This window comes from Thalassotalea sp. G20_0 (genome assembly GCF_017744175.1).
GTDB lineage: Bacteria > Pseudomonadota > Gammaproteobacteria > Pseudomonadales > Endozoicomonadaceae > Endozoicomonas.
Genome location: NZ_JAGHQV010000043.1, coordinates 21,361 through 46,922 on the forward strand (window position 1 = coordinate 21,361; position 25,562 = coordinate 46,922).

The window sequence follows — 25,562 nt, forward strand, 5'->3', positions numbered from 1 at the left end:
CAACGCAGCTTCTTGGGCGGCTTCAGGAGGTGCCATTTTTGACTTTCCACAGCCATCCGTCAACACAAATACCGATTTTGCTTCGGTGAATACGAATCTTTTTCGAAGACAGAAAGACGATGAATAGCTAATGCAACAATAATGATCAGGGACCAGTAACGTGAAGCAACGACTGTTTTTCATGGCTCTGTGCTGTCTTTATGGGCAATAGCTTCTGCATCCATGCAGTCGGGTGGTTTAAACTCCATTTCTGAGTCATGAGGATTTCCTGACCGGTAAGGCTTCAGAAAATCACGTAACTTTGATAATTTTTCGTTGTTGTCGCTGCTGCATTCTACGATATCAGATAACTCTCTGAGGGTATCAATGTGATGGTTAGCTATCGTGTCGGATATATATTTCTGGACATTGACACTAAAGGCAGGTGGCTCATCTTTCGACACGCCTTCGTTGGATATCATAACATACCTGGCATCCACCAGGGTTTGCGGAATCATGGCACCAAAAATATGCAAAGGATAACAGCGGTTGCCGTCTGAATACTGGAGTATCTTGTCGAGATCATCAGAATCAGATTCGTCGCTGGACGAGATATCAGACTCTTCAATGGACGACCTGATATGGTTAATTATCCACTCATTCACTTTTGGATTTTCGACAAAATGAATCTGCCTTTTGGATTGACCACAGTCGTGCCTTTCGCTACAGGTATCCGAGGCATCAATCACACTGCACATCTTCATAGCACTGGACAACTCTTCATCAGAAAACCCGCTCTGACGCATTAGGCCTTTCCCGTATTCAGTGAACTGGACGTGTTTGACACCATCAGCCGCGCTTTTGTTGACATAGTAGACCGTACACTTCTTATCGTCTGATAATTGCTGTTTGACCCGTTGGCTTATTTCATTGCTGAGTTTTATGTGTGCAGGCAATGTAGCTCCCCCGGACCATGAATTACCTGTTGTCGGAACCGTGTCTCTGACGTGATGTTGCTCACGTAATTGAGGCTGTAATGCCGCAACTGGCAGTTGATAGACAGCTCTTGGTCCGACGGTGGCTGGGGAAACAGGGGGAGAATGACCGTCATTAACAGGAAAACCAACGTTTGGTGCAAAAGGCCCGGTCAGATCAGCGCGATTCATAGTCGTTAAAGTCCCTGGGTTGCATGGGAATTAATGACTCAGACCACCATTTTTGACGAACGTTCCTGTCCCTAGAGAAGAGAACTGCCGATACCGGTAGTGTATAGGTGCATCACAACGATTTGCCATGCACTTCACAGGTTGGTCAATCAAAACAGGCCAATGTATCTGCTCACCCACTGCCAAATCCTGCCGATTTTAAACAGTCAATGTGTTGGCTCACGAACATTGGTCATGGAAAAGGCTACAGGGAAATGATGGCTCATATTCAACGGTCAGGATGGATTCGCCGTAAAACCAGATACCTTAAAGCAATCATGGCTGGCTGGAGAGCAGCCAGGGCAGGCTGGCAAGCAGCCCGGGAAAAGTACTCGCAGCACTATCCCGGGCATGGCAGATCGGCCACCGCTCGCAAGATATCAGGAGGGACATTTTCCAGATATCTGAAACGTCGTGATGGGCAGTCACTTATCAGGCCTTTGAACTCAGCGACGATGCCATATGAGCAATTCGAGAAGTATGAAAGGGAGCTACTGGCTGCCCTCGATGTAGAAGAGCAGCCTGAAACCCGAAATATTGCCATCTCCGGAGCCATTGGTGTCGGCAAAAGCGCGTTTATTCATGCATTCACAGAGCGTAACCCACAATTCAAGTACACCCGTTTTTTTTTGCCACCGCTATCCGAAATCATTCCCCCCATTACTCCAGATAGCAATGAAAATGAGAAAGGATTATTAGAGCAACTTCTGTGCAGCATCACAGGCAAGTTACCCGATGACATCAAGGCGCTACAGCATAAACCCAAAGGCTGGAGAAAAGTCATTGGCGCGCTTCTGGCCTTATTGACCAGCTATTCTATTGCAACACTGGGCTATCTCAGCGGTAGTCTGGGCATTGATCAAAGTACAACGGTCAAAGCACTCCATCTGTATTTACCCGACCCGATGCTGGCCTTTGCCAAAAAGTATGCCCCCTTATTGGCTGAACTCTCCTTGTTCCTGGTGGCAACACTGATCGTACTGTATCTATTCACGGGGTTATTGAAAACAGGCCAGAGAAAGAGGCGAACCCGGCTGGAGAACCGTGCAGACAGATCAGATGTCAGTCATTATCTCCATCAAATCAATCATGCTTTTAACCACGGCAGGTATGATGTGGTCATTGTCGAGAACCTGACAAGCCCTTCCCAGCAGACAGCATTGGAAACACTGTATTGTGTCAATGGCTACCTGAATGGCTCAGGCCATATTAAACAACCCGTCTATTTTATCTATCTCCTGGCGGATGAAATACTGACGGCTAGCGAACGTACCCGGTTTTTTGACCTGGTTGTTCCCATTATTCCCGCTCCCAATGCTGAAAATACCGGACCGGAACTGTATAAGCAGCTGAAAACCATCAATAGCCGTGAGATGGATAAAGCATTAATTTACAATGTGGCAAGCGCCATTGACGACATGAAACTGATGACCAATATCGTTAATGAGTTTCATATTTACCTTGATCAGTTATCCACGGATTATAAAGCGCCGAATAACAACAAGCTGTTTGCCATGGTCGTCATTAAGAACCTTTATCCCAAAGAGCATGCAGAATTAACCGATGATATGGGGCTCTTTTGGACGGTTTTCCATGACAATAAACTACCCGGTAAAACAGTGGCCGAAACGCTGCGGCAGGGTTTCATGGCGGATTCAGTGTTAAGAGCGCTGACTGAAGAGCGCTTCGGCCCTTTACTTTACTTACTTATGAATGGTTATTTTGCTGAAGATTACCGGGACTACCTGTTTTATTTCTATCCAGATACTCCTTTCAATGGATATCCCATAGCTTCATGGCAACCGGCCACGCCCCTACCACAATCTCTTGAGCATCAGGCGAGTAATTTCAGCCGGAAAAGCAGTAACCAGGACAGCGGAAAGTATCTCAACGGCTACCTGCCCAATGACTTTCAAGTGGCCACACATTGGCAAGTAAGCGAAGCTCCGGAAGTCTGGCAACACCGGGAGCTTGAGGCGAATGAATACAGTTTACCAGACAGCAACGAAATCCATGATGCAACGTTAAACCAGCTACTCTCTGCATTTACTGACTTTTACCTTGAGCAACTGAACCTCACATATTTATCCCCAAGCCGGATTGAGATCATTATTCAGCACCCCAAGTGTCGGTTCTCATTGAAAAGCCTTGAGTGGCTGGCAAAAAGTGAAAACCAGTTTAAGGCAGACACCACCTATTACTACCTGCTACGTTTCTGGAACGAATATAAAACCAATGCCGTGAGTACCGCTCAATTAACGGTTAATACCATTGTAAAATTATTATCCGGCAGCGAAATCAATATTGATGATAAGTTATGGCTCTGCAACCTGTTAAACAATGAAAATGAAATTGATAGCCGTATATTGGCTGCAATGCTTGCCCCCATAACCTCACAGCCTGCCGAAAGCTTTACAATGACAATCAGGTTCGGCCGACTTGAAATGCTTATGGCAACCGCCAGAACACTGCCGGAAAAGATTCGTCTACTCTCCCAGCAGGTAAAATACCTATCCCGGCAAGAGGTGTTAACACTGCTTTCACAGTTGGATATTGATGGTACCGGTCAACTTACGAAAGAAAATAACCACTTCTCACTATCCGATACCCGGGAGAATATTGAATTAATAAACGCGTTTAAGTGAGAATATCCTGTAGAGGCAGTTTTGAGAAAAAGATAAAAAAATTTGGGCATATATATAAGATAATGTATATGTAACCTGAAATTTAGATGAATTACCTTATCTTCCTGAATTTACATCAACAAGAAGAAACTACCGGTGAAAATATTGGTCTATGTAATGCTTTAATGACCTTTTAGAGGTAGCTATGGATTCTTCTGTTACTGGTTCAGCCCCCATATTATATACACAACAAAGTCAACCAATTGGTACTCCTTCTGCCGCAAGTTCAGAGCCAGAAGTTTCAAGATCACGGGAAACATTATTACCACCTCCCGATTCGTTTAATTCAGAGCAGGTGCCAAATGATAAAAAAGCGGCTGACCGTGCGATTAATCCACAACCGGAAGGTGAAATCATACCGCAACTGGCCAGTGTTGATAGTATGTCCTCCGTATTAGATCCACTTTCTCAAATTGGAACAAAATTATCAGATGCAATATCAGATCATGACCACAATATCAGTGATTCTCAGCCAGAGGACAAACCACAAGACCTGCAAACCTCACAGGCAGAACCTTTACCGGAAGCGTTAGAAACGCTTCCACAAGAGCCTCAACCAGTCAGAGGCAGTACAGCTGCTATAGCCGACTTTTTTCGCAGCTGTTGTGGTATTCGGGATCGACATGCCAGCCATCCGCCACCAAGACCCGGCACCTGAATATCCAACACTTGCCTGTAGATTCCATAAACTATTGACCTGCGACAGCAGGTCAACTCATTAATCGGTCAAACTGCTCAATAATCAGCAACAGCTTTTCACTTTCCAGCCGCTCAAGGGGCAACACCTCTTCTGCATAGGATTTGATATTTGAACCTTTTGGCAGAGTGCCGCCCCCATCAATGATAGCCCTGACGCGGGGAACAAATATCCACTGCAACCACTGGCTGAATGCCATGGTATCCATGCAAAAAGGTGTGGTGCTGTTCATGGCTTCAACCGACGGAGGCATGGGAAGCCAGACATCCTGCCTGCGCAGCTCTGACTCCATAGCGTCCAGCAAAACAATAACTTCTTCAGACATATCAGCTATTCAACGCACTTAACAAATGATTGATTTTTCGTTCCAGCATAAAGCCCGGTCCCAGACTTAATGCTCTCTCAGCCAGTTGCCGGGACTGGGCAACACGCCCCTGATCCTGACGCAGCAGGGCCAGCTGGTAATAAACGTCCGGAGCCGTTGGACCGATACGCATCGCCCGTCCAAGTGCACTCTCGGCCTCATCAAACCTGCCAGCTTCCCGGGCATTCCAGGCCTGGTGCAATAATGTACCCAGTGCATCCTGACGCTGTTCATAGGGTGACGATAATACTCCGTACTGCTCTTTCTGCATCAATACCGGCGTAGAGCAACCCGTCAGAACTGCAGCCAACAACAGCGCAACGAAAAATCCGGGTGGAAAAGATATCGCTTTGCCACGCCACTCACAGATGGTGTCATACTTCATTCAAACCACCCTTTGATTTTGTCAAACAGAGAATCCTTCACATCAGCTTTACAACCGGCATAGGCCTTTGGCTCAGAACCCTTGATATAGGGCAATGGTATAGCGCCCTGACAATAGCGATGACTGCGACCATTTGCCGACGGATTTACCCAGACGCTGGTCACATTGCTGGCTCCCAGGGATTTTACCGATTGCACCGGCACATTCGACATAAAGTTACCCCAGATCTTCAAAGCACCACTGCTGCCAGTGAGTTTTGTTGGGCTGTTGTCGTCGTGGCCAATCCAGGTCACTGCCACCAGATCACCGGAGTAACCGGCAAACCAGCTATCCCGGAGATCATTGGTGGTGCCTGTTTTACCGCCCAGGGCAATACCCGGCTCAACATACTGATATACGCCACGTCCCGTACCGTCTTCCATTACCATACCCAAAGCGGTACGCAGCAGTTCCATTGGCCCCGGCTGAAAAGCCCGCTCGACAGAAATACTGTACCGGCTGAGTGGCTTACCCTGGCTGTCTACCACCGCATCGATAGCCCGCAACGGCATACGAAAACCACCACTGGCGATGGTTTGGTACATCTTGGCAACCTCAATCGGAGCCATGGATGGAGAACCAAGCAATACCGAAGGATAAGGTGGTAACTCCTGCTCGATACCCAGCCTCTTAAGCGTATCCAGTACCGATGACAAACCAACCGCCATCCCGGTATTGGCTGCCGCCTGATTATAGGATTTTGCCAGTGCCAGATAGAGTGGCACCTCCCCATGGGATTCACGACTGTAATTCTGAGGCTCCCAGTAACCACCACGACCATCACTGATTTTCACCGGCGTATCATGGACAGGCGTCGTTAATGTGTACTGGCCGGGTCGTTCAAGAGCAGTTAGATAGATTGCCGGCTTCAACAGGGAGCCAACCGGTCTGCGTGCCTCAAGGGCACGGTTAAATCCGGCATACCCGGGGTTTCGATCGCCCACAACCGCGAGAAGATCCCCCGTTTGGGCAGAGCTAACCACCATGGCACCCTGAAGCTGATTGCCCTTACCCAGAGTCGTTAACGTGCTGGTAACGCTGTTCTGGGCCTCCCGCTGAATCATCGGGTCCAGGTTGGTGAAAATTCTCAGCCCCTCAGAGGTCAGATCCTTCTCATCATAATCCTTGCGCAGCTGCTCTTTCACCATATCGATATAGGCAGGAAAATCGTTGGTACTGATCAGTTCCCGACTGACGACGCCTAATGGCAATCTTTTAGAGCGCTCAACTTCGGCAGCAGGCACGATGGATCGCTCTGCCAGGACATCCAGCACCAGGTTTCGTCTCTTCAGGGCGCGCTCAGGGTATCGCCTTGGGTCGTAATAAGATGGTCCTTTGACCATAGCCACCAGCAAAGCCGTGCGGGCGAGATTCAACTCCTTAAGGGGCTGGGCAAAGTAGAACTGGCTGGCCAGGCCAAAACCATGAATAGCCCGACGTCCGTGCTGCCCCAGGTAAACCTCATTTAAATAGGTTTCAAGAATCTCTTCTTTGCCATAATGCAGCTCAAGCAGCAGTGCCATAATGGCTTCTTTACCTTTACGGACCAGAGTGCGCTCATTGGTCAAAAAGAAGTTTTTCACCAACTGCTGGGTAATGGTACTCCCCCCCTGAACAACCCCTCCGGCTTTCAGATTGGCCACCATGGCCCGGGCAATGGAGGTGGGTGAGATCCCGACATGGTCGTAATAGTCCCGGTCTTCAATGGCCAACAGAGCAGGAATCAGATACCGGGGAGCCTGGGCGGTACGAATCAGCAGGCGGTCTTCATAGCTGGCCGGATAAATACCCCCAATGGGCTGTGGATCAAGCCTTAACAGTGGCAGGTTTTGACCATCCCGGCCGACGAGACGAATCACCTCATTGCCTTGAAAGTCAACCTGCACATAGCGTGGTGGCTCAGCACCATCGGGAAAGTGAAACCCCCGGCTATAAATAACGAACTGGCTGCCATTGCGGGCAAACGTACCTGGTCGCGCCACATCACGCACCGCCTGATAGCCCTGACGCCTGAGCTGGGACTGGAGATCACCGGGGGTTATCAGCTTGCCAGTATACAATTCAACAGGACGGGCAAATACCTTGGCCGGTATCGCCCACTTTTTCCCTTCAAACTGTTTAGTAACTACGGCATCCAGATAGACAGCGTAAGCACCAACCAGAACCACCAGCGTCAAGCCCAGCTTGAGCAGGATAGATTTCCACGGTACCGGATTGCCCTGCCTTTGCTTAGAGGATGATTTTGTCTTTTTGGCAGGCCTGCCTTTTTTAGTCGTCGATTTCTTTACCATGATGGCGATTATACGCTGGAGCCTGTTGTTGATCTTGTTCGGAAAATGAAAGTGATCGGGAAATGTCTATATTGTTTCCCTTCAGGAAGTATTTTGGTATCGAAAATGATGGTTTATTAGTAAATGCGGGACCCGTGTCGCTTACTGTGGATAATAAAGTGGCTTTATCAGCCATCTGGTTGCCAGTACATGGTTTCAATGTGATTGATGGGTTCCTTCTATCAATGACTACCAAGCTCCGTTCCTCCTGAGCGGAGATTGTACACATCACACTCATCGAAATGATGTACTGGAAAGTCCCAACAAGGCGTCAAAATACCATTGCGTCAGTAATAACTGATAACTCTATGGGAGGACTTCAAAAGTCTGGTCTATTCTTAAGGGAAAATGACTTCTGAGTTTTTAATAATCATGCTGTCTCTGGTACGGACGCTAGAGTTGAGTTAGGGATCCAGTACATGGCAACTGATCTGATCGAATTAAAAAACCTTGGCAAAACATCCGTACAATGGTTAAACGCTGTAGGCATCAGAACGCTCGAACAACTCCATGACGTAGGCTCTGTTGCAGCCTACTGCAAGGTTCGTGACCGTGGCTTTAAAGTTTCCAAGGTATTGCTCTACGCCCTTGAAGGAGCCCTTATTGGCGCGCACTGGAATGACCTGGACCCGGATTACAAGGCCCGTCTGTTAGAGGCAGTAAAAGACAGTCCTCCACCACCCTGACACCTCCCTCATAAAAGTTTGACGCCATTTACACCCGGCTGCAGACAGGACACTCCGGATCTGCCTGCAGCCCCATGGTCTGCCACTCCATGGTCATCGCGTCAAAAATCATCAAACGACCATTCAATGTTTTGCCAAATCCGGCAATCAGTTTGATGGCTTCCAATGCCTGCATGGTACCTATCATTCCGACCACTGGGCCCAGAATTCCCGATTCAGAACAGCTGAGATTTTCATTGCTCTGCTCATCGTATAGACACCGATAACAGGGTGCATCAGGCTGACGACGATCATAAACTGTCAGCTGGCCATTAAGCCTGATAGCGGCACCGCTGACCAGGGGAACAGAGGCCCTGACACAGGCAGCATTGATGGCAAACCGACTGGTAAAGTTATCGGTACAATCCAGAACCACAGTCACTCTTCTCACCTGCTCTGACAGGCCTTCACCTGCCAGACATCCATGGATGGTCTCAATCTGAATACTGTCATTGACTGCCAACAGCCGGGCCTGTGCAGCGGAGACTTTTGCAGCCCCCAAATCATCAGCACAATAAAGGGACTGCCGCTGAAGGTTGGTAGTATCCACCGTATCCGGGTCAACCAGCACCATGTGCCCCACGCCTGCTGCTGCCAGGTACTGAGCTGCCGGACAGCCCAGCCCACCCAGACCAAGAATTAAAACGCTTGATGACAGCAACCGTTCCTGCCCTTCGATATCAACCTGGGGAAGCATAATTTGTCGGCTATAGCGGAGTAACTGCTCATCATTCATGGATGGTTGCTGTCCTTATAAAAAATAGCTTGAAAGATAGGCTGAACCGTCAGGAAATTCGGCACTAAGGTGAAGTATAAGGAGAGCATCAAGCCGATAACACACCCACTGCTATCTGCTGGCAGTAGGTGGTTGGTAACAGGTAATGACTTCAGATGCAGGGATCAGCTTGCCCGAAAGCAATCAAGACTCTGACTCAATAAACTCACCATAGGCTTCTGCATCCATCAGATCACCGAGTTCACCATCATCATCAAGTTTCATCTTGAAGAACCAGCCATCATTATAAGGATCACTGTTGACGGTTTCCGGAGCGTCTTCAAGAATGCCATTAACGTCAATAACTTCACCCGTCAATGGCACATAGATCTCGGAGGCAGCTTTTACAGACTCTACAGCGCCGGCCTCATCACCTGCAGCGAGTAAAGCACCCTGCTCAGGCAGTTCAACAAAAACCACGTCCCCCAGGGCTTCCTGGGCATGATCTGTAATACCAATAGTGACGGTACCATCTTCCTCCAACCTGACCCATTCATGGGAACGCAGATACCGTAACTCAGAAGGTATATTGCTCATCTATTTTTCCTCGGTTGACTCTCAGTAAAGCTAGGGCCTCACCCTGTTATCCCCCTCCGGGAAGACAACGCGGTGAAATCAAACGCTGTTTATTGGCTCATGACTGTCAAAGAGCTCAGGGCTGTCGAAGAGCTCAAGGCTGTCGAAGAGCTCATCGCTGACTGGCACGAGCATTCTAACTAGTTTAGTGGGAAGTTTACATAGCACCATCCCGGTTAACGACCTGGATAGAACGTACCTCTGAATTTTTTGAGCTGACTACCCTGAGCTGACTACCCTGTATACAAAACTCGACAGCCTGTGCAACACTGAAAAGGTATAAGACAGAGCTAAGAAGCCCGAAGTGTGCCGTGGGCCTGATGTTGCGCCAACATGGCACGGATTAATGGTAAATCAAGTGATAAGGTTCAGAGTCGAATGTCACTATCCAATGCCTGCCGATGTAATGAACAGTTGTTGTCTGAGTTGATTCAGGTTATTGAAGGACTTCCTGCAAATACTTGTCAGAAATCTGTCGTTCCTGACAAAGCTCAAACCATAGGCGCTCATGTACGTCATATCATTGAGTTTTATCAGTGTTTTTTATCCGGTCTGGATAGTAGATACATTAACTACGACAACAGGGACAGAGACCCGGAATGTGAGAGGAATGTCTCTTCTGCAGTTGGCGCTTTACTGAGTATTAAAGAGCAGCTGGTGAAACTGACAAAGAATACATCGGGTGAGATCCATCTCACACTCAATGCCTGCATTGATACCAATGGAACTGTCGTTAAGACGGAAACATCCGTCGTTCGTGAGCTGTTATTTTTGCAATGTCACACCACGCACCATTTGGCCATCATCAACTTGCTGCTGCAACAGTCAGGCCACCACCCCCCCAAAAATTTCGGCGTTGCCACCTCAACACTGATTTATCAAAAACAGCAGGAATCATCCTCTGAAAACTAAACTGTCGTTCTACGATACTTCGTACAATCGCGGCAACACTCAGTTCATTTCTGGCCAATTCTTATCCGCAGCTTTAATAAAGCCCGGAATATCCACCAGCCATTTTTCCTGCACACTGTTGTCGTAATTCAAATACAGTTTGTCATCGACAATTTTCCAGTATTTCGGGTCTCCCGGTGCCCTTTGTTTTGTTGCAGCAACAGCCCACGCACAGTAGCCGCCGTATTGAGGCATATACTGCTCAGGATGCGTCTTAAACAGGCTGAGATGTTTTTCTGAAGAGAAGTACCACTCCACGCCCAAGTGCTCAAATTTATACTTGGCACTCCCTTTTATGGGCTTTCCTTCCGTGAAATAAGCAACGGCATCATAGCCGTTGATGGCTTTACTGCTGAACCAGCCAGTATAAATATGTTTGTCAGCAAAGGTGTTGACGCTCAATGCCATCAACAGGACCGAAGCTATTCTTAACAAGGTATTCATGAAGCATCACCCTCTTCAGTTGTTGATTTTATTTTGTCCAGGGATATCGGCTGACCAAGCTTCCCCTATTTCCATGCCTTAATAAATTCTACAGTAAATGCCCCAAAAAAGCGCCAGAAAAGCCAGCTATGATGGGATAAAACCATCAATGCTGACCAGTGCTGCCGAAATAATGGCAGCGTTTTCCAGAAGACAAATCGACAGTAACATCAAACCTGCCAATACCATTAGGTGCTTTGTGACGTCCAATATAAGATCAGCCGTCAACCATCCAAAATACTTTGAAGCCTCTATTTCCATCCACCATACTTTTTTCTTAGGTGGATTCCAAATTCCTGCAAGTAGTTAACCAAATAGAATTGAACATTTTGTTTGGTTAATTATTTACCCCTGAGGCAAGCATCAATGAACTCACTGCTGACAAGGATTGTTTTAGCAGCAACACTGTTAACACCAACATTTATTTCACAGGCTGAAGTGGATAATTACCGACTTTTATTACAACGCACAGATAGAGTCATTGTTCACTTTAAAGAAAAGCCTACCGAAGCCAGAGCATTAGCTTTTATTAAACAGGGTGTAACCCATGGTGGTTATGGGGTTGCTGCCGGAAAAAGGCAGGAAGTGCTGTCAATAGGAGCCACCGTTAATCTTGACGATGCAAAGACGCTGGCAGCCGGATTAGAAGATGACCCCCAGGTAAAGTTTGCTGAGCCAGATCTGGTAATGCAGGCCATGAGAGTCCCCAACGACCCACTTTATAATCAGCAATGGCACTACTTTGAAACCGGAGCGGGTATTAATCTCCCTGCTGCCTGGGACATATCCATTGGCAGTACTGACAATGTGATCGGTGTTATTGATACCGGAATTACTGACCACCGGGAGATTAATGACAGGCTGGTAGCAGGTTATGATTTTGTTTCTGATCCCTGGATGGCTAATGATGGTGATGGCTGGGATAGCAACCCCCGGGATCCGGGAGACGCCCTGCAGCCAGGAGCCTGTGGCTCCTCATTCGGTGACCCGGTTCCGGCTAATGCCCGAAAGAGCAGCTGGCACGGAACTCATGTTACGGGCACGATTGCGGCGACAACCAATGATAGCATCGGTGTTTCAGGGGTTACCTGGCTCTCCAGGGTGCAAACTCTCAGGGCACTTGGGCGATGTGGTGGTTATACCTCCGATATCGTTTCAGCCATGCGTTGGGGGGCAGGCCTGAAAGTCTATGGACTTCCGACAAACCCCAATCCAGTCAACGTACTGAATCTAAGCCTTGGTGGTGAAGCGCTCTGGTGTCCGCAAACCTATCAGGATGCCATTGATGAAGTGGTTGCTGCGGGTGTCACTGTGGTGGTTGCAGCAGGCAATGAGCAACAAAATGTGGCGATGAGCACGCCGGCAAATTGCAAGAATGTCATTGTTGTTGGTGCTATCAATCGCACAGGAAACCGCAGCTGGTACTCAAATTATGGTACCGAGATCGACATTATGGCTCCCGGTGGTGAAACACTGTTCCAGGGCAATGGCATCCTGTCATTGTACAATTCCGGGCTGAACGGTCCGACAAGTGGCTCCTACGCTGAGCTTCAGGGCACCAGCATGGCAGCACCACATATCGCCGGTTTGATTGACCTTAGCTACGCTGTCAATCCAACGCTGTCACCCTCTGAGCGTGAGCGCCTGTTGAAAGAAACAGCCAGACCATTTGCCTCAGATAGCGATTGCTCAACCTTCAGATGTGGTTCCGGGATTGCTGATGCAGCGGCCTTTCTGAGAGCAATCCAGAAGGCTAAGTGAGAAATAGTCAGACAAGCCCTGAAATCAGGGCTAGGTTTTTAATAAGGGCTAATAAGATAAACAGGTATTGCAAGGCTTCAAAGATCAAACAATGGAGCAGTAATACCCGGGATGAACAGAGAACGATTCAGCAGCACTTCTCTCTTCAATAAATCCAATGGAGTGGAACCTTGAAACCATCAAATCATGCGCTGCTGCTGGCTGGAATTTTTTCTTCTCTCATCGCTCCCGTGAATCTTCAGGCTGATTCCGATCCGGAAATAACCGATGATGGGCTTCTGGATCTCAGCCTGGAAGAGCTGATCGCACTGGATGTCCCCGACGTCACATCGGTATCCAAAAGAAAACAGCGCCTGATGGACTCTCCTGCTGCTGTGTTTGTTATCACCAATGAGGATATTCAGCGTTCAGGAGTGACTTCAATTCCAGAGGCACTGAGAATGGTGCCAGGCATGCAGGTAGCCCGGTTGAATAGCAATACCTGGTCCATCAGTACCCGGGGCTTTAATTACATTTTTGCCAATAAATTGCTGGTACTGATCGATGGGCGCACCGTTTACTCGCCTCTGTTCTCAGGTGTTAACTGGGATGTTCAGGACACCATGCTGGAAGATATTGCCCGCATTGAGGTGATTCGCGGTCCGGGGGCAGCGCTGTGGGGTGCCAATGCCGTGAATGGTGTGATCAATATTATTACCAAACATGCGGCAGATACTCAGGGTGGTCTGCTGTCTACCGGGTTTGGTTCGGAAGAGAAGGCCTTTGGGGCTTATCGCTACGGAGGGGAATTAGGGGATTACGGCTACTACCGGGCATTTTTCAAAACCTTCAACCGCGATGGATTAGCGAACAAAGACGGTACCGATGCCAATGATGACTGGACATTAAAACGAGCGGGATTTAAAGCGAATTGGCGAACAGCAAACGGGGCTGAAGCGTCACTTCAGAGTGAACTTTATGACGGCACAACCCGCCCCGACTTAAAAATCTTCAATGAAACCACACTGAGCCCGGATCGCATTATCAATCAAAGCAGAGACCAAAAGGGTGGGCACCTGATCGGCAGCTATAAACAGTACCAGGCTGACGGCAGCCACTTTACGCTCAAAGGCTACTATGACCGCTATGAAAATTATGATTACCGGTTCACGGAAAAGCGAGATACTGCCGACCTTGAGTTTCAGCACCAGATACTACCCGGCAACGATCATGACATCATCTGGGGCCTGGGTTATCGACTGACCCAATATAACCTCAACAGCGCCACGAACAACATCACCATGGCACCTGCCAGGCGAACGGACCGGCTATACAGCGCATTTGTTCAGGATCATATTACCCTTTCACCGCAATGGGCTCTGACGCTCAGCTCCCGCTTTGAGCATAACGACTTTACCGGTTACGAGATTCAACCCAATGCCAGTCTGACCTGGAAGATATCGGACGAGCAAACCCTCTGGATGAAAGCGGCCAGTGCGTTAAAGACGCCATCAATCAGTGAAACATCGGTAATTTCCCGTGGAATTGCATTCCTGCGAGAAGAGGACGCTCCTGTACCGGGAACCGCTACTCCAGACTTATTGGCTATCAGTGGCAATGATCAACTGGATTCGGAAAAATTATTTGCTTTGGAGGTGGGCTATAGAGAGCAATTTAATAACCGACTACTGTTTGATATCACTGCATTTTTCAACCAGTACAGAGATCTTTTGGCTTACGTTGATCAACCCGGTTGCCTGGATAGAACCACTTTTGACAGTTCAGTCATGCTTTGCTCCTATGGCGATAATGGAGGCAAACCCGCCGTAGAATATTCAACCACATTTGCCAACGGGCTAACGGCTAACACTTATGGTCTGGAGGTAACAACAGACTGGCAGGCAACCCCCTGGTGGAAACTGCAATTTAACTACAGTTTTCTGGGTGTTGATGCATTCAGCAAGGATTCCGGTTCAGCTATAACCAACAGCTACCTTAGGGGAAATGAACACTTACTGGAAACCCTCAGTGCCAACAATACCGCCAATATCCGTTCTTACATGAACTTACCCCACCAGTGGTATCTGGATTTCTGGGTACGCTATATGGATAACCTTAAAGATGCAGAAGTTAGTGCCTACACGGCTCTGGACTTCAGGGTAGCCAAAAAATTCGGCAAAGACCTTGAATTATCCCTGACCGGCAAGAACCTGTTCGACAAACAACGGCTGGAATTCGATGAAATATTCAGCGGGCTCGGCGAAACTGAGGTACAGGAATCCTGGTACCTGCAGTTACGCTGGCAACATTAATCGGATGGGGGAGATCACTTCATGCCGATCATAATCAACAAAATGTACGCAATCATTGCAATAGCTCTGCTCTGCTGCTTAAACATAACTCAATCAGCAGCCAGCGAAGTTACCAAAGCGGATAAGGTTAAGGCTGCCATTGTCTATAAACTTTCCAAGTTTGTTGCCTGGCCCGGAAAAAAGCAGACCCTGGCACTGTGCATTATTGGCAGCGGAGCCATCAACAGTGAACTGCAAAAAATCAATCATAAATTCAGCAGGGGACGGCGTATATCAGTCACTCATAAAATTCATAGCGCCCCATTGGAAAAGCTATGCGACATTGTCTACATCCATAACTCAACGCCATATGTCGTATCCGGGATCTTAAAGAAATTAAAAAATGAATCAGTACTGACCATCAGTGATAGCGAGAACTTCGCTTATCAAGGTGGCGTGATAGGACTGATCCGTACCGGTAGCCGGATTCAATTTGCCATCAGTCAGAGTGCGACCAGAAATGCGAGCCTGTCAATTAACGCCCAATTAATGAGGTTAGCCAAGGTTGTTAAATAGTCATTATGATCACATTTAAGAACCTGCCCATTAAAAAGAAGTTACGATACGCCATGCTGATAACGGCGTATTCCGTTCTGCTGGTGACCCTGAGTGTGCAAACCGTCAGTGAATATATGCATTCACGGTCTTTGCTGGTCAGTAAACTGGAAACCCTGGTTGAAGTGATTGGTGCCAATGCCCAGGCAGCTTTGATGTTTGAGGATACGGTAGCGGCTGAACAACTATTGAACGGTTTCTCCAGCACCAATGAAATAGAAGCGGCCTACTTATTAAATCCGGAAGGTGAGCGCGTCGCCGACTATCATCGGGAAAAGAAACAACCCTGGGCTTTTACCCTGCAGGAACTCAACCAGCCCGTTACCTTATTCAGCAAAGCCAAGCTGCATTTATATCGCCCTATCAATTTGGATGGTCAGTTTATTGGTGCCATTTATATCCAGTCAAACCTGAGTGAGCTCTACCTGCACCTCACTCATATCTTATTTTTGGTCATGATTGCGGCATTAATTTCTATCGTACTGGCGGCAATGCTGAGTGCCAGGCTGCAAAAATTGCTGGCACGTCCCATTACAGAGCTGGCGGATACCATTAGCGAAATCACTGAATACCAGCAATATGATCGCCAGGTGCAAAAATACGACAACGATGAGATTGGACAACTGTATGACTGCTTCAATAACATGCTCATGCAGATCAAAGAGCGAGATGACCGACTGCAGCAGCATCGTGAAAATCTGGAAGCCACCGTTACCAGTAGAACCAATGAACTGAAAATGGCCAATCGGGGGCTAAAAGAAAATCTGAAGGAGCTTAATGAAGCCAAAGAAGCCGCATTGGATGCGGTCAAAGCCAAAAGCTCCTTCCTGGCCAATATGAGCCATGAAATCCGTACGCCGATGAATGGTGTGCTTGGCATGCTGGACCTGATGAAAGACACCCCGCTCACAAAAACACAAAATGATTTTTTGAATACCGCTTATTCCTCTGCTGATTCGCTACTTTCCATCATTAACGACATTCTCGACTTTTCAAAAATTGAAGCGGGCAAAATGACCATTGAGGAAGTGGATATTTCAGTCCGGGATGTTGTTGAAGATGTCTGCACATTACTGGCAGGCACCGCCCGGGAGAAGGGCCTGGAGCTTAGCTGCTATACCGATGTTGATCTGCCAGCCACACTGAAAGGAGACTCGGTAAGACTGAGACAGGTGCTAACCAACCTGATTGGCAATGCCGTAAAATTCACCATCAAAGGAGAGGTCAGCGTTAAAGTAAACCTGATCAAACGATCACAGACGTCGGCTCAAATTGAATTTTCTGTGGAGGATACCGGCATTGGTATTGCTGAACATATCCTGCCAACCCTGTTCAATGAGTTTACCCAGGCCGACGGCAGTACTACCCGGAAGTTTGGAGGCACCGGTCTGGGCCTGACGATCTCCCGACAATTAGTTGAGTTAATGGGAGGCAACATCCGTGTTATCAGTGCTGAAGGTCTCGGCTCCACATTTACCTTCACCCTGGAAATGGCAATATCCCAAAACCAATGCAGGCAAAAGTCTCAGGTACTTCATGCACTGGATGGTATAAGAGCCCTGGTCGTTGATGATAACCACACCAACCGGGAGATTCTCCGCCACTATCTAACGGCCTGGGGCCTGGATCACAACGAGGCATCAACCGTAAAAGACGCTCTGCAGATATTGAGAAAAGCTTATAACAATAACCAGCCCTATGAGCTTGTCTTTCTGGATATGAATATGCCCGACATGGATGGGCTGGAATTGTCTAAAGTGATCGAAGACGATCCCGACTTACAGTCCATTCGCAGAATAATGCTCAGCTCTACCGGTTTTATCACTCAGGAACAACAGCAAGCGGCCGGACTGTCCGCTTGCCTGAGCAAACCATTCCGACAATCCAGATTACTGGATACCACCATGCAGGTGATGCATTACCATCACGCCAGCCAACAACCGGATGGCCTGACAGACCAACATGAACCAGAAACGGCAGTATTCCCCGAAGGCATCCAGATACTTCTGGTAGAAGACAATATGGTCAACCAGAAAGTCGCTACCAGCATGCTGAAAAAAATTGGCTTGAGTCATATTCATTTAGCAGAAGATGGTCGTGAAGCCCTCGACATGAGCCGGCACCAAACCTACGACCTGGTGCTGATGGACTGCCAAATGCCTGAGATGAGCGGATATGAAGCCACAGGTCTGATCAGACAGAGAGAGCGTGAGCAACAGTTACCCAGAATACCGATCATCGCAATGACTGCTAACGCAATGGCTGAAGACCGGGAAAAGTGCCTGGCTGCCGGTATGGATGACTATCTGAGCAAACCGGTCAAAATTGACCACCTCAGGGAGAGGCTGGCACACTGGCTGATTCACGACACGCCTCCACAGACAGCAACACCGGAAGCTGCAGAAACAACCCGGGCGATTGCCAGCAAACCGGATCAATCAAAACAGCATCCATTAATTGATCAGTCCGTATTCAATGCACTTCAAGAGTTGATGGAAGAAGAGTTCCCGGTACTGATTAACAGCTATCTGGAAGACGCACCTAAATTAATGGCCGATATCCGGTTCTCCTCCAAAGATGCAGACCGTGAGGTTCTGGTAAGAGCAGCCCATACCCTGAAATCAAGCAGCAACAATCTTGGTGCCACACAGCTGGCAATGATTGCAGCCGACATTGAGAAGGAAGGGAAAGCCAACCAGCTGGCAGAGGCATCAGCGTTAATCGCTTCGCTGGAATCAACGCTTGATGAAACCCTGAAAGCTCTAATAATAAAAACCAAAAACAATCAAAAAATTGACTGATCAAAATGACCCGTGATTCATCTGAATACGAATAGGTCCTTTTAAATATGTTGACTGATTATATCTCACATCAAACAACTACAATTACCGAATAAGTTCATGAACCGCATGTAAGCCGGACAACACCTTAGCGGAAGAGGTAAACTGATGAATTCTGACAACAATGTCCCTGTCATAGGATATGTAACCGATGCCACTTCAGCCATTGAAGTCACTGATTCAAATGGAAACATTGTCACCAAAAAGGTTGGTGACCCCATTTTTCTTGATGAAGTCATTAATAATGAGTCCGGTTCAGAAGTTGTCGTCAAATTATTAAATGGACAATCACTTACGGTTCCGGTGGCGCAACAAGTAGTGATGGGGGCAGAGATCGTTAATAGTCTTGATCCAACGGCTGCCGGCGAAGAAGGTGATCAAGATAAAGAAAGCGAAGAAAGTGATCAAACGGATGAAAGCGATGAAGCTGATGAAAGTGATCAAATTAAAGAAAGCGAACAGGTTAATGACTCACCAACAGAGCAATCAGATAATTCAGATTCAACACAGAGCACTTCAGATCAATCAGATACAGGCATTAACCAATCACGGTTACCTACTACGGTCATCATTGAGCAGGAAAACAGTCAAAATACGGACCGCCAATCAACGGAAGAGCAATCAAAAGGTAACGAACTTAGTCAACTGGAGTTCAACTCAATTAGTCAACTGAGTGACAATCAACCTTCTGTCTCTGAAAGCATTGCTCCAGTCATCGAAAGTCAAAACTTTAACGTTAATGAAAACGTCCCTGAAGACGGCTCTACGGTCGTAGGTCAAGTTATTGCCAGCCAATCTGACAATATAACGTTTGCCATTATCGGAGGTAATGAAGACAACGCCTTTGCCATCAAGCCCACAACCGGTGAACTGCTCGTTACCGGCCCCCTGAATCATGAAATAAGAGATAGCTACAACTTAACCGTCGAAGTAACTAGCCAGAATGGTCTCAGCAGAAATGCCTCCATCAGTGTTTCAATTAATGATCTCAATGAAGCGCCTGAAGCTTATGACGATATTGATGACAGCCATGAAAATAATGTACTGATCATCGATGTACTGGCAAATGATGTCGATGCAGATCTGGCTGATAGCCCCGACAACTTCAACCTCCACAGCGCTGAGATTGTCGATAACCTGGGCAATGTCATGGCTGGTCAGGGCTCTGTCACCATTGTTGATAACCGGCTGCAGTTTACCCCCGGGGCAGATTTTGATTATCTGGCAACCGGTGAGTCCGCTGTCATCACCATTCACTACATCATGAGTGACGATGGTGGTATGACCTCAAACGCCATCACCACTATTACCGTCACCGGAGCCAACGACGGGCCAGTAGCCACCGCCGATATTGACACAACTGGGGAAAACAACAGCGTTTTCGTCGATGTCATTGCCAACGACAGTGACCTGGATAGCAACAATATGCTCAGTGTCAGTGCTGCCAGCATTGCCACCATGACCAACAACAGTGACAGCCAGGCCATTGTGCCCGGCACCGCCAGTGTCAGCTTCAGTGGCAACAACGTAATCTTTTCCCCTGGCAACGACTTTGATTATCTGGCCACCGGTGAAACCGCTACCGTCGTGGTGAACTACACCGTTACCGATGATGATGGCACACCACTGACGGATAGCAGCAACCTCACCATTACTGTCACCGGCACCAACGATGCACCGGTAGCCACCGCAGATACCAGTGGTACCGGAGAAAACAGCAGCATTACTGTCGATGTGATCGCCAATGACAGTGACCTGGACACCAACAATGGGCTCAGTGTCAATGCCGCCGGTATTGCCAGCATGACCAATGATGGCGACAACCAGACCATTCTCCACAATACTGCCAGTGTCAGCTTCAGCGGCAATAATGTTATCTTCAATCCCGGTACCGACTTTGATTACCTGGCCAGTGGCGAAACGGCCACGGTGAAGGTGAACTACACCGTCACCGATGATGATGGCGCACCACTGACGGATAACAGCACCCTGACCATCACGGTAACCGGCACGAATGATGTCCCGGTAGCCACCGCCGATACCGACGCGACTCAGGAAAACAACAGTATCAGCGTGGATGTTATTGCCAATGACTCTGACCCGGATGCCAGCAACGGACTCAGTCTCAGCGCAGCCAGCATTGCCACCATGACCAACAACAGTGACAGTCAGGCTGTTCCGCTGAGCACCGCCAGTCTCAGCGTCAGTGGCAATAACATCACCTTCAATCCCGGTAGTGACTTTGATTATCTGGCCACCGGCGAAACCGCTACCGTTCTGGTGAATTACACCGTTACCGATGATAATGGCACACCACAGACTGATAGCAGTACCCTGACCATCACCGTTACCGGCACCAACGATGCACCGGTGGCCACCGCAGATACCGATAACACCTGGGAAACAAGCGCCATCACCGTCGATGTAATCGCCAATGATAGTGACCCGGACACTAGCAATACGCTCAGTGTCAGTGCCGCCAGCATTGCCACCATGACCAATGATGGTGATCAACAGCCCATCACTCTCAACACGGCCAGTGTCAGCTTCAGCGGTAACAATGTTATCTTCAATCCCGGTACCGATTTCGAATATCTGGCCAATGGTGAAACGGCCACGGTGATACTCAACTACACAGTCACCGATGATGATGGCACGCCACTGACTGATAGTAGCACCCTGACCATCACCGTCACCGGCACCGACAGCAATGCTCCCACCATCACGGCTGTGACAGATGTGACCGGAGCCATAACCGAAATTGCCAATGATGCCAATGGTGAGAACATCAATACACTGTCTGACAACGGCAGCTTCACCATTGCTGATGTTGATCTGACCGATGTCCAGACCGTCAGCGTCACTTCAGACACCACCGGATATCTCGGATCCTTCACCCCCACGGTCAGCAATAACACCACCGGCGATGGCACCGGCCAGGTGGACTGGACCTTCAGCGTGCCCGATGCGGATATTGATTACCTGGCAGCAGGCCAGGTGCTGACCCAGACTTACACCGTCACCGTGGACGATGGCCGGGGTGGCAAAGTGGATCAGCAGGTGACCATCACGATCACCGGCACCAACGATGCACCCGTGGCCGTCGTCGATACCGGCACCACTCAGGAAAACAACAGTGTTACCGTAGATGTCCTTGCCAACGACGATAATATCGATAGCAGTGATGCGCTCAGTGTGAGCGCTGCCAGCATTGCCACCATGACCAACAACAGTGACAGCCAGGCCATTGTGCCCGGCACCGCCAGTGTCAGCTTCAGTGGCAACAACGTAATCTTTTCCCCCGGTAACGACTTTGATTATCTGGCCACCGGTGAAACCGCTACCGTCGTGGTGAACTACACCGTTACCGATGATGATGGCACACCACTGACGGATAGCAGCACCCTGACCATCACTGTCACCGGCACCAACGATGCACCGGTAGCCACCGCAGATATCGGTGATACCGGAGAAAATAGCAGCGTTACTGTGGATGTGATCGCCAATGACAGTGACCTGGACACCGGCAATGGGCTCAGTGTCAATGCCGTCGGTATTGCCAGCATGACCAATGATGGCGACAACCGGACCATTCTCCACAATACCGCCAGTGTCAGCTTCAGCGGCAATAATGTTATCTTCAATCCCGGTACCGACTTTGATTACCTGGCCAGTGGCGAAACGGCCACGGTGAAGGTGAACTACACAGTCACCGATGATGATGGCACACCACTGACGGATAACAGCATCCTGACCATCACGGTAACCGGCACTAATGATGTCCCGGTAGCCACCGTAGATACTGACGCGACTCAGGAAAACAACAGTATCAGCGTGGATGTTATTGCCAATGACTCTGACCCGGATGCCAGCAACGGGCTCAGTCTCAGCGCAGCCAGCATTGCCACCATGACCAACAACAGTGACAGCCAGGCCATTGTGCCCGGCACCGCCAGTGTCAGCTTCAGTGGCAGCAACCTGATCTTTTCCCCTGGCAACGACTTTGATTATCTCGCCACCGGCGAAACCGCTACCGTTCTGGTGAATTACACCGTTTCCGATGATGATGGCACACCGCTGACAGATAGCAGCACCCTGACCATCACCGTTACCGGCACCAACGATGCACCGGTGGCCACCGCAGATACCGATAACACCTGGGAAAACAGCACCGTCACCGTTGATGTAATCGCCAATGATAGTGACCCGGACACCAGCAATACGCTCAGTGTCAGTGCCGCCAGCATTGCCACCATGACCAATGATGGTGATCAACAGCCCGTTACTCTCAACACGGCCAGTGTCAATTTCAGCGGTAACAATGTTATCTTCAATCCCGGTAACGATTTCGAATATCTGGCCAGTGGCGAAACGGCCACGGTGATACTCAACTATACAGTCACCGATGATGATGGTACGCCACTGACTGATAACAGCACACTGACCATCACCGTCACCGGCACCGACAACAAGCTTCCCACCGTTACGGCTGCGACAGATGTGGCCGGAGCCATAACCGAAATTGCCGATGGTGCCAATGGTGAGAACATCAATACACTGTCTGACAACGGCAGCTTTACCATTGCCGATGTGAATTTGACCGATGTCCAGACAGTCAGCGTCACTTCGGACACCACCGGATATCTCGGATCTTTCACCCCCACGGTCAGCAATAACACCACCGGCGACGGCACCGGCCAGGTGGACTGGACCTTCAGCCTGCCCGATGCGGATATTGATTACCTGGCACCAGGCCAAGTGTTGACCCAGTCTTACACCGTCACCGTGAACGATGGCCGGGGTGGCACCGTGGATCAGCAAGTGACCATTACGATCACCGGCACCAACGATGCACCCGTAGCCGTCATCGATACCGGCACCACTCAGGAAAACAACAGTGTTACCGTAGATGTCCTTGCCAACGACAGTGATATCGATAGCAGTGATGTGCTCAGTGTAAGCGCTGCCAGCATTGCCACCATGACCAACAACAGTGACAGCCAGGCCATTGTGCTCAGCACCGCCAGTGTCACCTTCAGTGGCAAGGACATCACCTTCAATCCCGGTACCGACTTTGATTATCTGGCCACCGGTGAAACCGCTACCGTCGTGGTGAACTACACCGTTTCCGATGATGATGGCACGCCACTGAATGATAGCAGCACCCTGACCATCACCGTCACCGGTAACAACGACGGACCAGTACTGGACGCAGCGCTGGCAGACCAGAGTGCCGATCAGGACGACGCCTTCAGCTACCAGCTGCCAGTAAACAGCTTCAGCGACCTGGATGGTGACACCCTGAGCTACAGCGCCACCCTGGCCGATGGCAGTGCCCTGCCCGCCTGGCTCAGCTTTGATGCCGCCAGCACCACCTTCTCCGGCACGCCTGCCAGTGGCGATGTGGGCTCGCTGTTGGTGACGGTCACCGCCAGCGATGGCGTGGCCAGCACCTCAGATAACTTTACCCTGGACATCACCGGCGATGCCCCGGCCGTGATTGCGGGCGACGACAGCGCCACAGTGACGGAAGACAGCAGCAACGTCCTGAGCGCCAGCGGTACCCTGACCATCAGTGACAGCGATGTCGGCGAAGCGCAGTTTATCGCCACCACCATCACCGGGAGCTACGGTGACCTGACCCTTAATGCCAATGGTCAGTGGACCTACAGCGCCGATAACAGCCAGTCAGCCATTCAGCAGCTCGGGGATGGCGAAACCCTCACCGAGACGCTGACCGTAATGTCAGCGGATGGCACCACCCACACGCTGACCATCACTCTTAACGGCAGCAACGACGGGCCAGTACTGGATATCGCCCTGGCCGATCAGAACGCCGATCAGGACAACCCCTTCAACTACCAGCTGCCAGCAAACAGCTTCAGCGACCTGGAGGGTGATACCCTGAGCTACAGCGCCACCCTGGCCGATGGCAGTGCCCTGCCCGCCTGGCTCCGCTTCGATGCCGCCAGCACCACCTTCTCCGGCACCCCCGGCAGTGGTGATGTGGGCTCGCTGTTGGTGACGGTCACCGCCAGCGATGGCTTAGCCAGCACCTCGGATAACTTTACCCTGGACATCACCGGTGATGCCCCGGCCGTGATCGCTGGCGATGACAGTGCGGCAATGACCGAAGACAGCAGCGACGTCCTGAGCGCCAGCGGTACCCTGACCATCAGTGACAGCGATGCCGGCGAAGCGCAGTTTATCGCCACCACTATCACCGGCAGCTACGGTGACCTGACCCTGGATGCCAGTGGCCAGTGGACCTACAGCGCCGATAACAGCCAGTCGGCCATTCAGCAGCTCGGGGAGGGCGAAACCCTGACCGAGACGCTGACCGTGACCTCAGCGGATGGCACCCCCCACACCCTGACCATCACCCTCAACGGCAGCAACGACGGACCGGTACTGGATGTTGCCCTGGCCGACCAGAGTGCCGACCAGGACACCCCCTTCAGCTACCAGCTGCCAGCGGACAGCTTCAGTGACCTGGACGGCGATGCCCTGAGCTACAGCGCCACCCTGGCCGACGGCAGTGCCCTGCCCGCCTGGCTCAGCTTCGATGCCGCCAGCACCACCTTCTCGGGTACGCCCGGCAGTGGTGATGTGGGCTCGCTGTCGGTGACGGTCACCGCCAGTGATGGCCTGGCCAGCGCCTCGGACACCTTTACCCTGGCGGTAGCGGCCGACCCCGCGACCCCACCGGCAGACAATCAGGCACCCGAGTTACAGGCCTTCCCCGGTGCCGATGCGCTGGCGGCCTTTGCCCTGGCGGGCAGCAGCGGCGATGTGGCTGCCGATCTGACCGACCACGGCCACCAACTGACCTTCAACAGCGGCGTCACCCACAGTGACTCGGGCGTTCACCTGAACAGCGCCG

16 protein-coding genes are annotated in these 25,562 nt (G+C 49.9%); 9 read left to right on the forward strand and 7 right to left on the reverse strand.

Going from position 1 to position 25,562, the window contains the following annotated elements:
• Positions 1-179 precede the first annotated feature (179 nt).
• Positions 180-1,145 (reverse strand): hypothetical protein, encoded by a 966-nt coding sequence (locus tag J7438_RS20015; protein ID WP_209277945.1) that lies wholly within the window; start codon positions 1,143-1,145, stop codon positions 180-182.
• A gap of 254 nt (positions 1,146-1,399) precedes the next feature.
• Between J7438_RS20015 and J7438_RS20020 the strand changes: the two genes are divergently transcribed.
• On the forward strand, positions 1,400-3,829 hold the full coding sequence (locus tag J7438_RS20020) for a YobI family P-loop NTPase (RefSeq protein WP_209277946.1): 2,430 nt from the start codon (positions 1,400-1,402) through the stop codon (positions 3,827-3,829).
• Between the two features lie 184 nt (positions 3,830-4,013).
• Complete coding sequence (locus J7438_RS20025) at positions 4,014-4,526, forward strand: hypothetical protein (RefSeq protein ID WP_209277947.1); 513 nt, start codon at positions 4,014-4,016, stop codon at positions 4,524-4,526.
• Positions 4,527-4,578: 52 nt separating this feature from the next.
• Here J7438_RS20025 and J7438_RS20030 read toward each other — a convergent pair whose 3' ends face one another.
• The 3 genes from J7438_RS20030 to mrcB are packed head-to-tail and all read right to left on the reverse strand — an operon-like array spanning position 4,579 to position 7,644.
• Positions 4,579-4,890: a YqcC family protein gene (locus J7438_RS20030; RefSeq protein ID WP_209203620.1), complete on the reverse strand. Its 312-nt coding sequence runs from the start codon at positions 4,888-4,890 to the stop codon at positions 4,579-4,581.
• Between the two features lies 1 nt (position 4,891).
• Complete coding sequence (locus J7438_RS20035; RefSeq protein ID WP_209203621.1) at positions 4,892-5,314, reverse strand: tetratricopeptide repeat protein; 423 nt, start codon at positions 5,312-5,314, stop codon at positions 4,892-4,894.
• A complete protein-coding gene (mrcB, locus tag J7438_RS20040) occupies positions 5,311-7,644 on the reverse strand; it encodes a penicillin-binding protein 1B (protein WP_209277948.1) in 2,334 nt (777 codons plus the stop codon). Before mrcB ends, J7438_RS20035 begins: the two co-directional genes overlap by 4 nt.
• 458 nt (positions 7,645-8,102) lie before the next feature.
• Between mrcB and J7438_RS20045 the strand changes: the two genes are divergently transcribed.
• A complete protein-coding gene (locus J7438_RS20045) occupies positions 8,103-8,369 on the forward strand; it encodes a TfoX/Sxy family protein (protein WP_209203623.1) in 267 nt (88 codons plus the stop codon).
• A 28-nt stretch (positions 8,370-8,397) separates the two neighbouring features.
• On the opposite strand, the gene J7438_RS20050 is transcribed toward J7438_RS20045, so the two are convergent.
• Both J7438_RS20050 and gcvH read right to left on the reverse strand, forming a co-directional pair.
• Positions 8,398-9,144, reverse strand: coding sequence for a HesA/MoeB/ThiF family protein (locus J7438_RS20050; protein WP_209277949.1), 747 nt, complete (start codon positions 9,142-9,144; stop codon positions 8,398-8,400).
• 183 nt (positions 9,145-9,327) lie between these two features.
• Positions 9,328-9,720, reverse strand: a complete 393-nt coding sequence (gene gcvH, locus J7438_RS20055; protein WP_101748033.1) for a glycine cleavage system protein GcvH — start codon at positions 9,718-9,720, stop codon at positions 9,328-9,330.
• A 372-nt stretch (positions 9,721-10,092) separates the two neighbouring features.
• Between gcvH and J7438_RS20060 the strand changes: the two genes are divergently transcribed.
• Complete coding sequence (locus J7438_RS20060) at positions 10,093-10,671, forward strand: DinB family protein (RefSeq protein WP_209277950.1); 579 nt, start codon at positions 10,093-10,095, stop codon at positions 10,669-10,671.
• A 39-nt stretch (positions 10,672-10,710) separates the two neighbouring features.
• Here J7438_RS20060 and J7438_RS20065 read toward each other — a convergent pair whose 3' ends face one another.
• On the reverse strand, positions 10,711-11,154 hold the full coding sequence (locus J7438_RS20065) for a YHS domain-containing (seleno)protein (protein WP_209203626.1): 444 nt from the start codon (positions 11,152-11,154) through the stop codon (positions 10,711-10,713).
• A gap of 405 nt (positions 11,155-11,559) precedes the next feature.
• Here J7438_RS20065 and J7438_RS20070 point away from each other — a divergent pair, with 405 nt between their 5' ends.
• The 5 genes from J7438_RS20070 to J7438_RS20090 form a co-directional block, all read left to right on the forward strand.
• Positions 11,560-12,954 (forward strand): S8 family peptidase, encoded by a 1,395-nt coding sequence (locus J7438_RS20070; protein ID WP_209277951.1) that lies wholly within the window; start codon positions 11,560-11,562, stop codon positions 12,952-12,954.
• Between the two features lie 170 nt (positions 12,955-13,124).
• Positions 13,125-15,245, forward strand: coding sequence for a TonB-dependent receptor plug domain-containing protein (locus tag J7438_RS20075; protein ID WP_209277952.1), 2,121 nt, complete (start codon positions 13,125-13,127; stop codon positions 15,243-15,245).
• A gap of 21 nt (positions 15,246-15,266) precedes the next feature.
• On the forward strand, positions 15,267-15,800 hold the full coding sequence (locus J7438_RS20080; RefSeq protein ID WP_209277953.1) for a YfiR family protein: 534 nt from the start codon (positions 15,267-15,269) through the stop codon (positions 15,798-15,800).
• A 5-nt stretch (positions 15,801-15,805) separates the two neighbouring features.
• Positions 15,806-18,640, forward strand: a complete 2,835-nt coding sequence (locus J7438_RS20085; RefSeq protein WP_209277954.1) for a response regulator — start codon at positions 15,806-15,808, stop codon at positions 18,638-18,640.
• Between the two features lie 147 nt (positions 18,641-18,787).
• On the forward strand, positions 18,788-25,562 hold a 6,775-nt coding region (locus J7438_RS20090; RefSeq protein WP_209277955.1), incomplete at its 3' end, for a VCBS domain-containing protein.

Bases quoted from the DNA above. Each gene is read 5' to 3' on its own strand.
- J7438_RS20015 (WP_209277945.1), bottom strand. From the start codon at position 1,145: ATGAATCGCGCTGATCTGACCGGGCCTTTTGCACCAAACGTTGGTTTT.
- J7438_RS20020 (WP_209277946.1), top strand. From the start codon at position 1,400: ATGATGGCTCATATTCAACGGTCAGGATGGATTCGCCGTAAAACCAGA.
- J7438_RS20025 (WP_209277947.1), top strand. From the start codon at position 4,014: ATGGATTCTTCTGTTACTGGTTCAGCCCCCATATTATATACACAACAA.
- J7438_RS20030 (WP_209203620.1), bottom strand. From the start codon at position 4,890: ATGTCTGAAGAAGTTATTGTTTTGCTGGACGCTATGGAGTCAGAGCTG.
- J7438_RS20035 (WP_209203621.1), bottom strand. From the start codon at position 5,314: ATGAAGTATGACACCATCTGTGAGTGGCGTGGCAAAGCGATATCTTTT.
- mrcB (WP_209277948.1), bottom strand. From the start codon at position 7,644: ATGGTAAAGAAATCGACGACTAAAAAAGGCAGGCCTGCCAAAAAGACA.
- J7438_RS20045 (WP_209203623.1), top strand. From the start codon at position 8,103: ATGGCAACTGATCTGATCGAATTAAAAAACCTTGGCAAAACATCCGTA.
- J7438_RS20050 (WP_209277949.1), bottom strand. From the start codon at position 9,144: ATGAATGATGAGCAGTTACTCCGCTATAGCCGACAAATTATGCTTCCC.
- gcvH (WP_101748033.1), bottom strand. From the start codon at position 9,720: ATGAGCAATATACCTTCTGAGTTACGGTATCTGCGTTCCCATGAATGG.
- J7438_RS20060 (WP_209277950.1), top strand. From the start codon at position 10,093: ATGGCACGGATTAATGGTAAATCAAGTGATAAGGTTCAGAGTCGAATG.
- J7438_RS20065 (WP_209203626.1), bottom strand. From the start codon at position 11,154: ATGAATACCTTGTTAAGAATAGCTTCGGTCCTGTTGATGGCATTGAGC.
- J7438_RS20070 (WP_209277951.1), top strand. From the start codon at position 11,560: ATGAACTCACTGCTGACAAGGATTGTTTTAGCAGCAACACTGTTAACA.
- J7438_RS20080 (WP_209277953.1), top strand. From the start codon at position 15,267: ATGCCGATCATAATCAACAAAATGTACGCAATCATTGCAATAGCTCTG.
- J7438_RS20085 (WP_209277954.1), top strand. From the start codon at position 15,806: ATGATCACATTTAAGAACCTGCCCATTAAAAAGAAGTTACGATACGCC.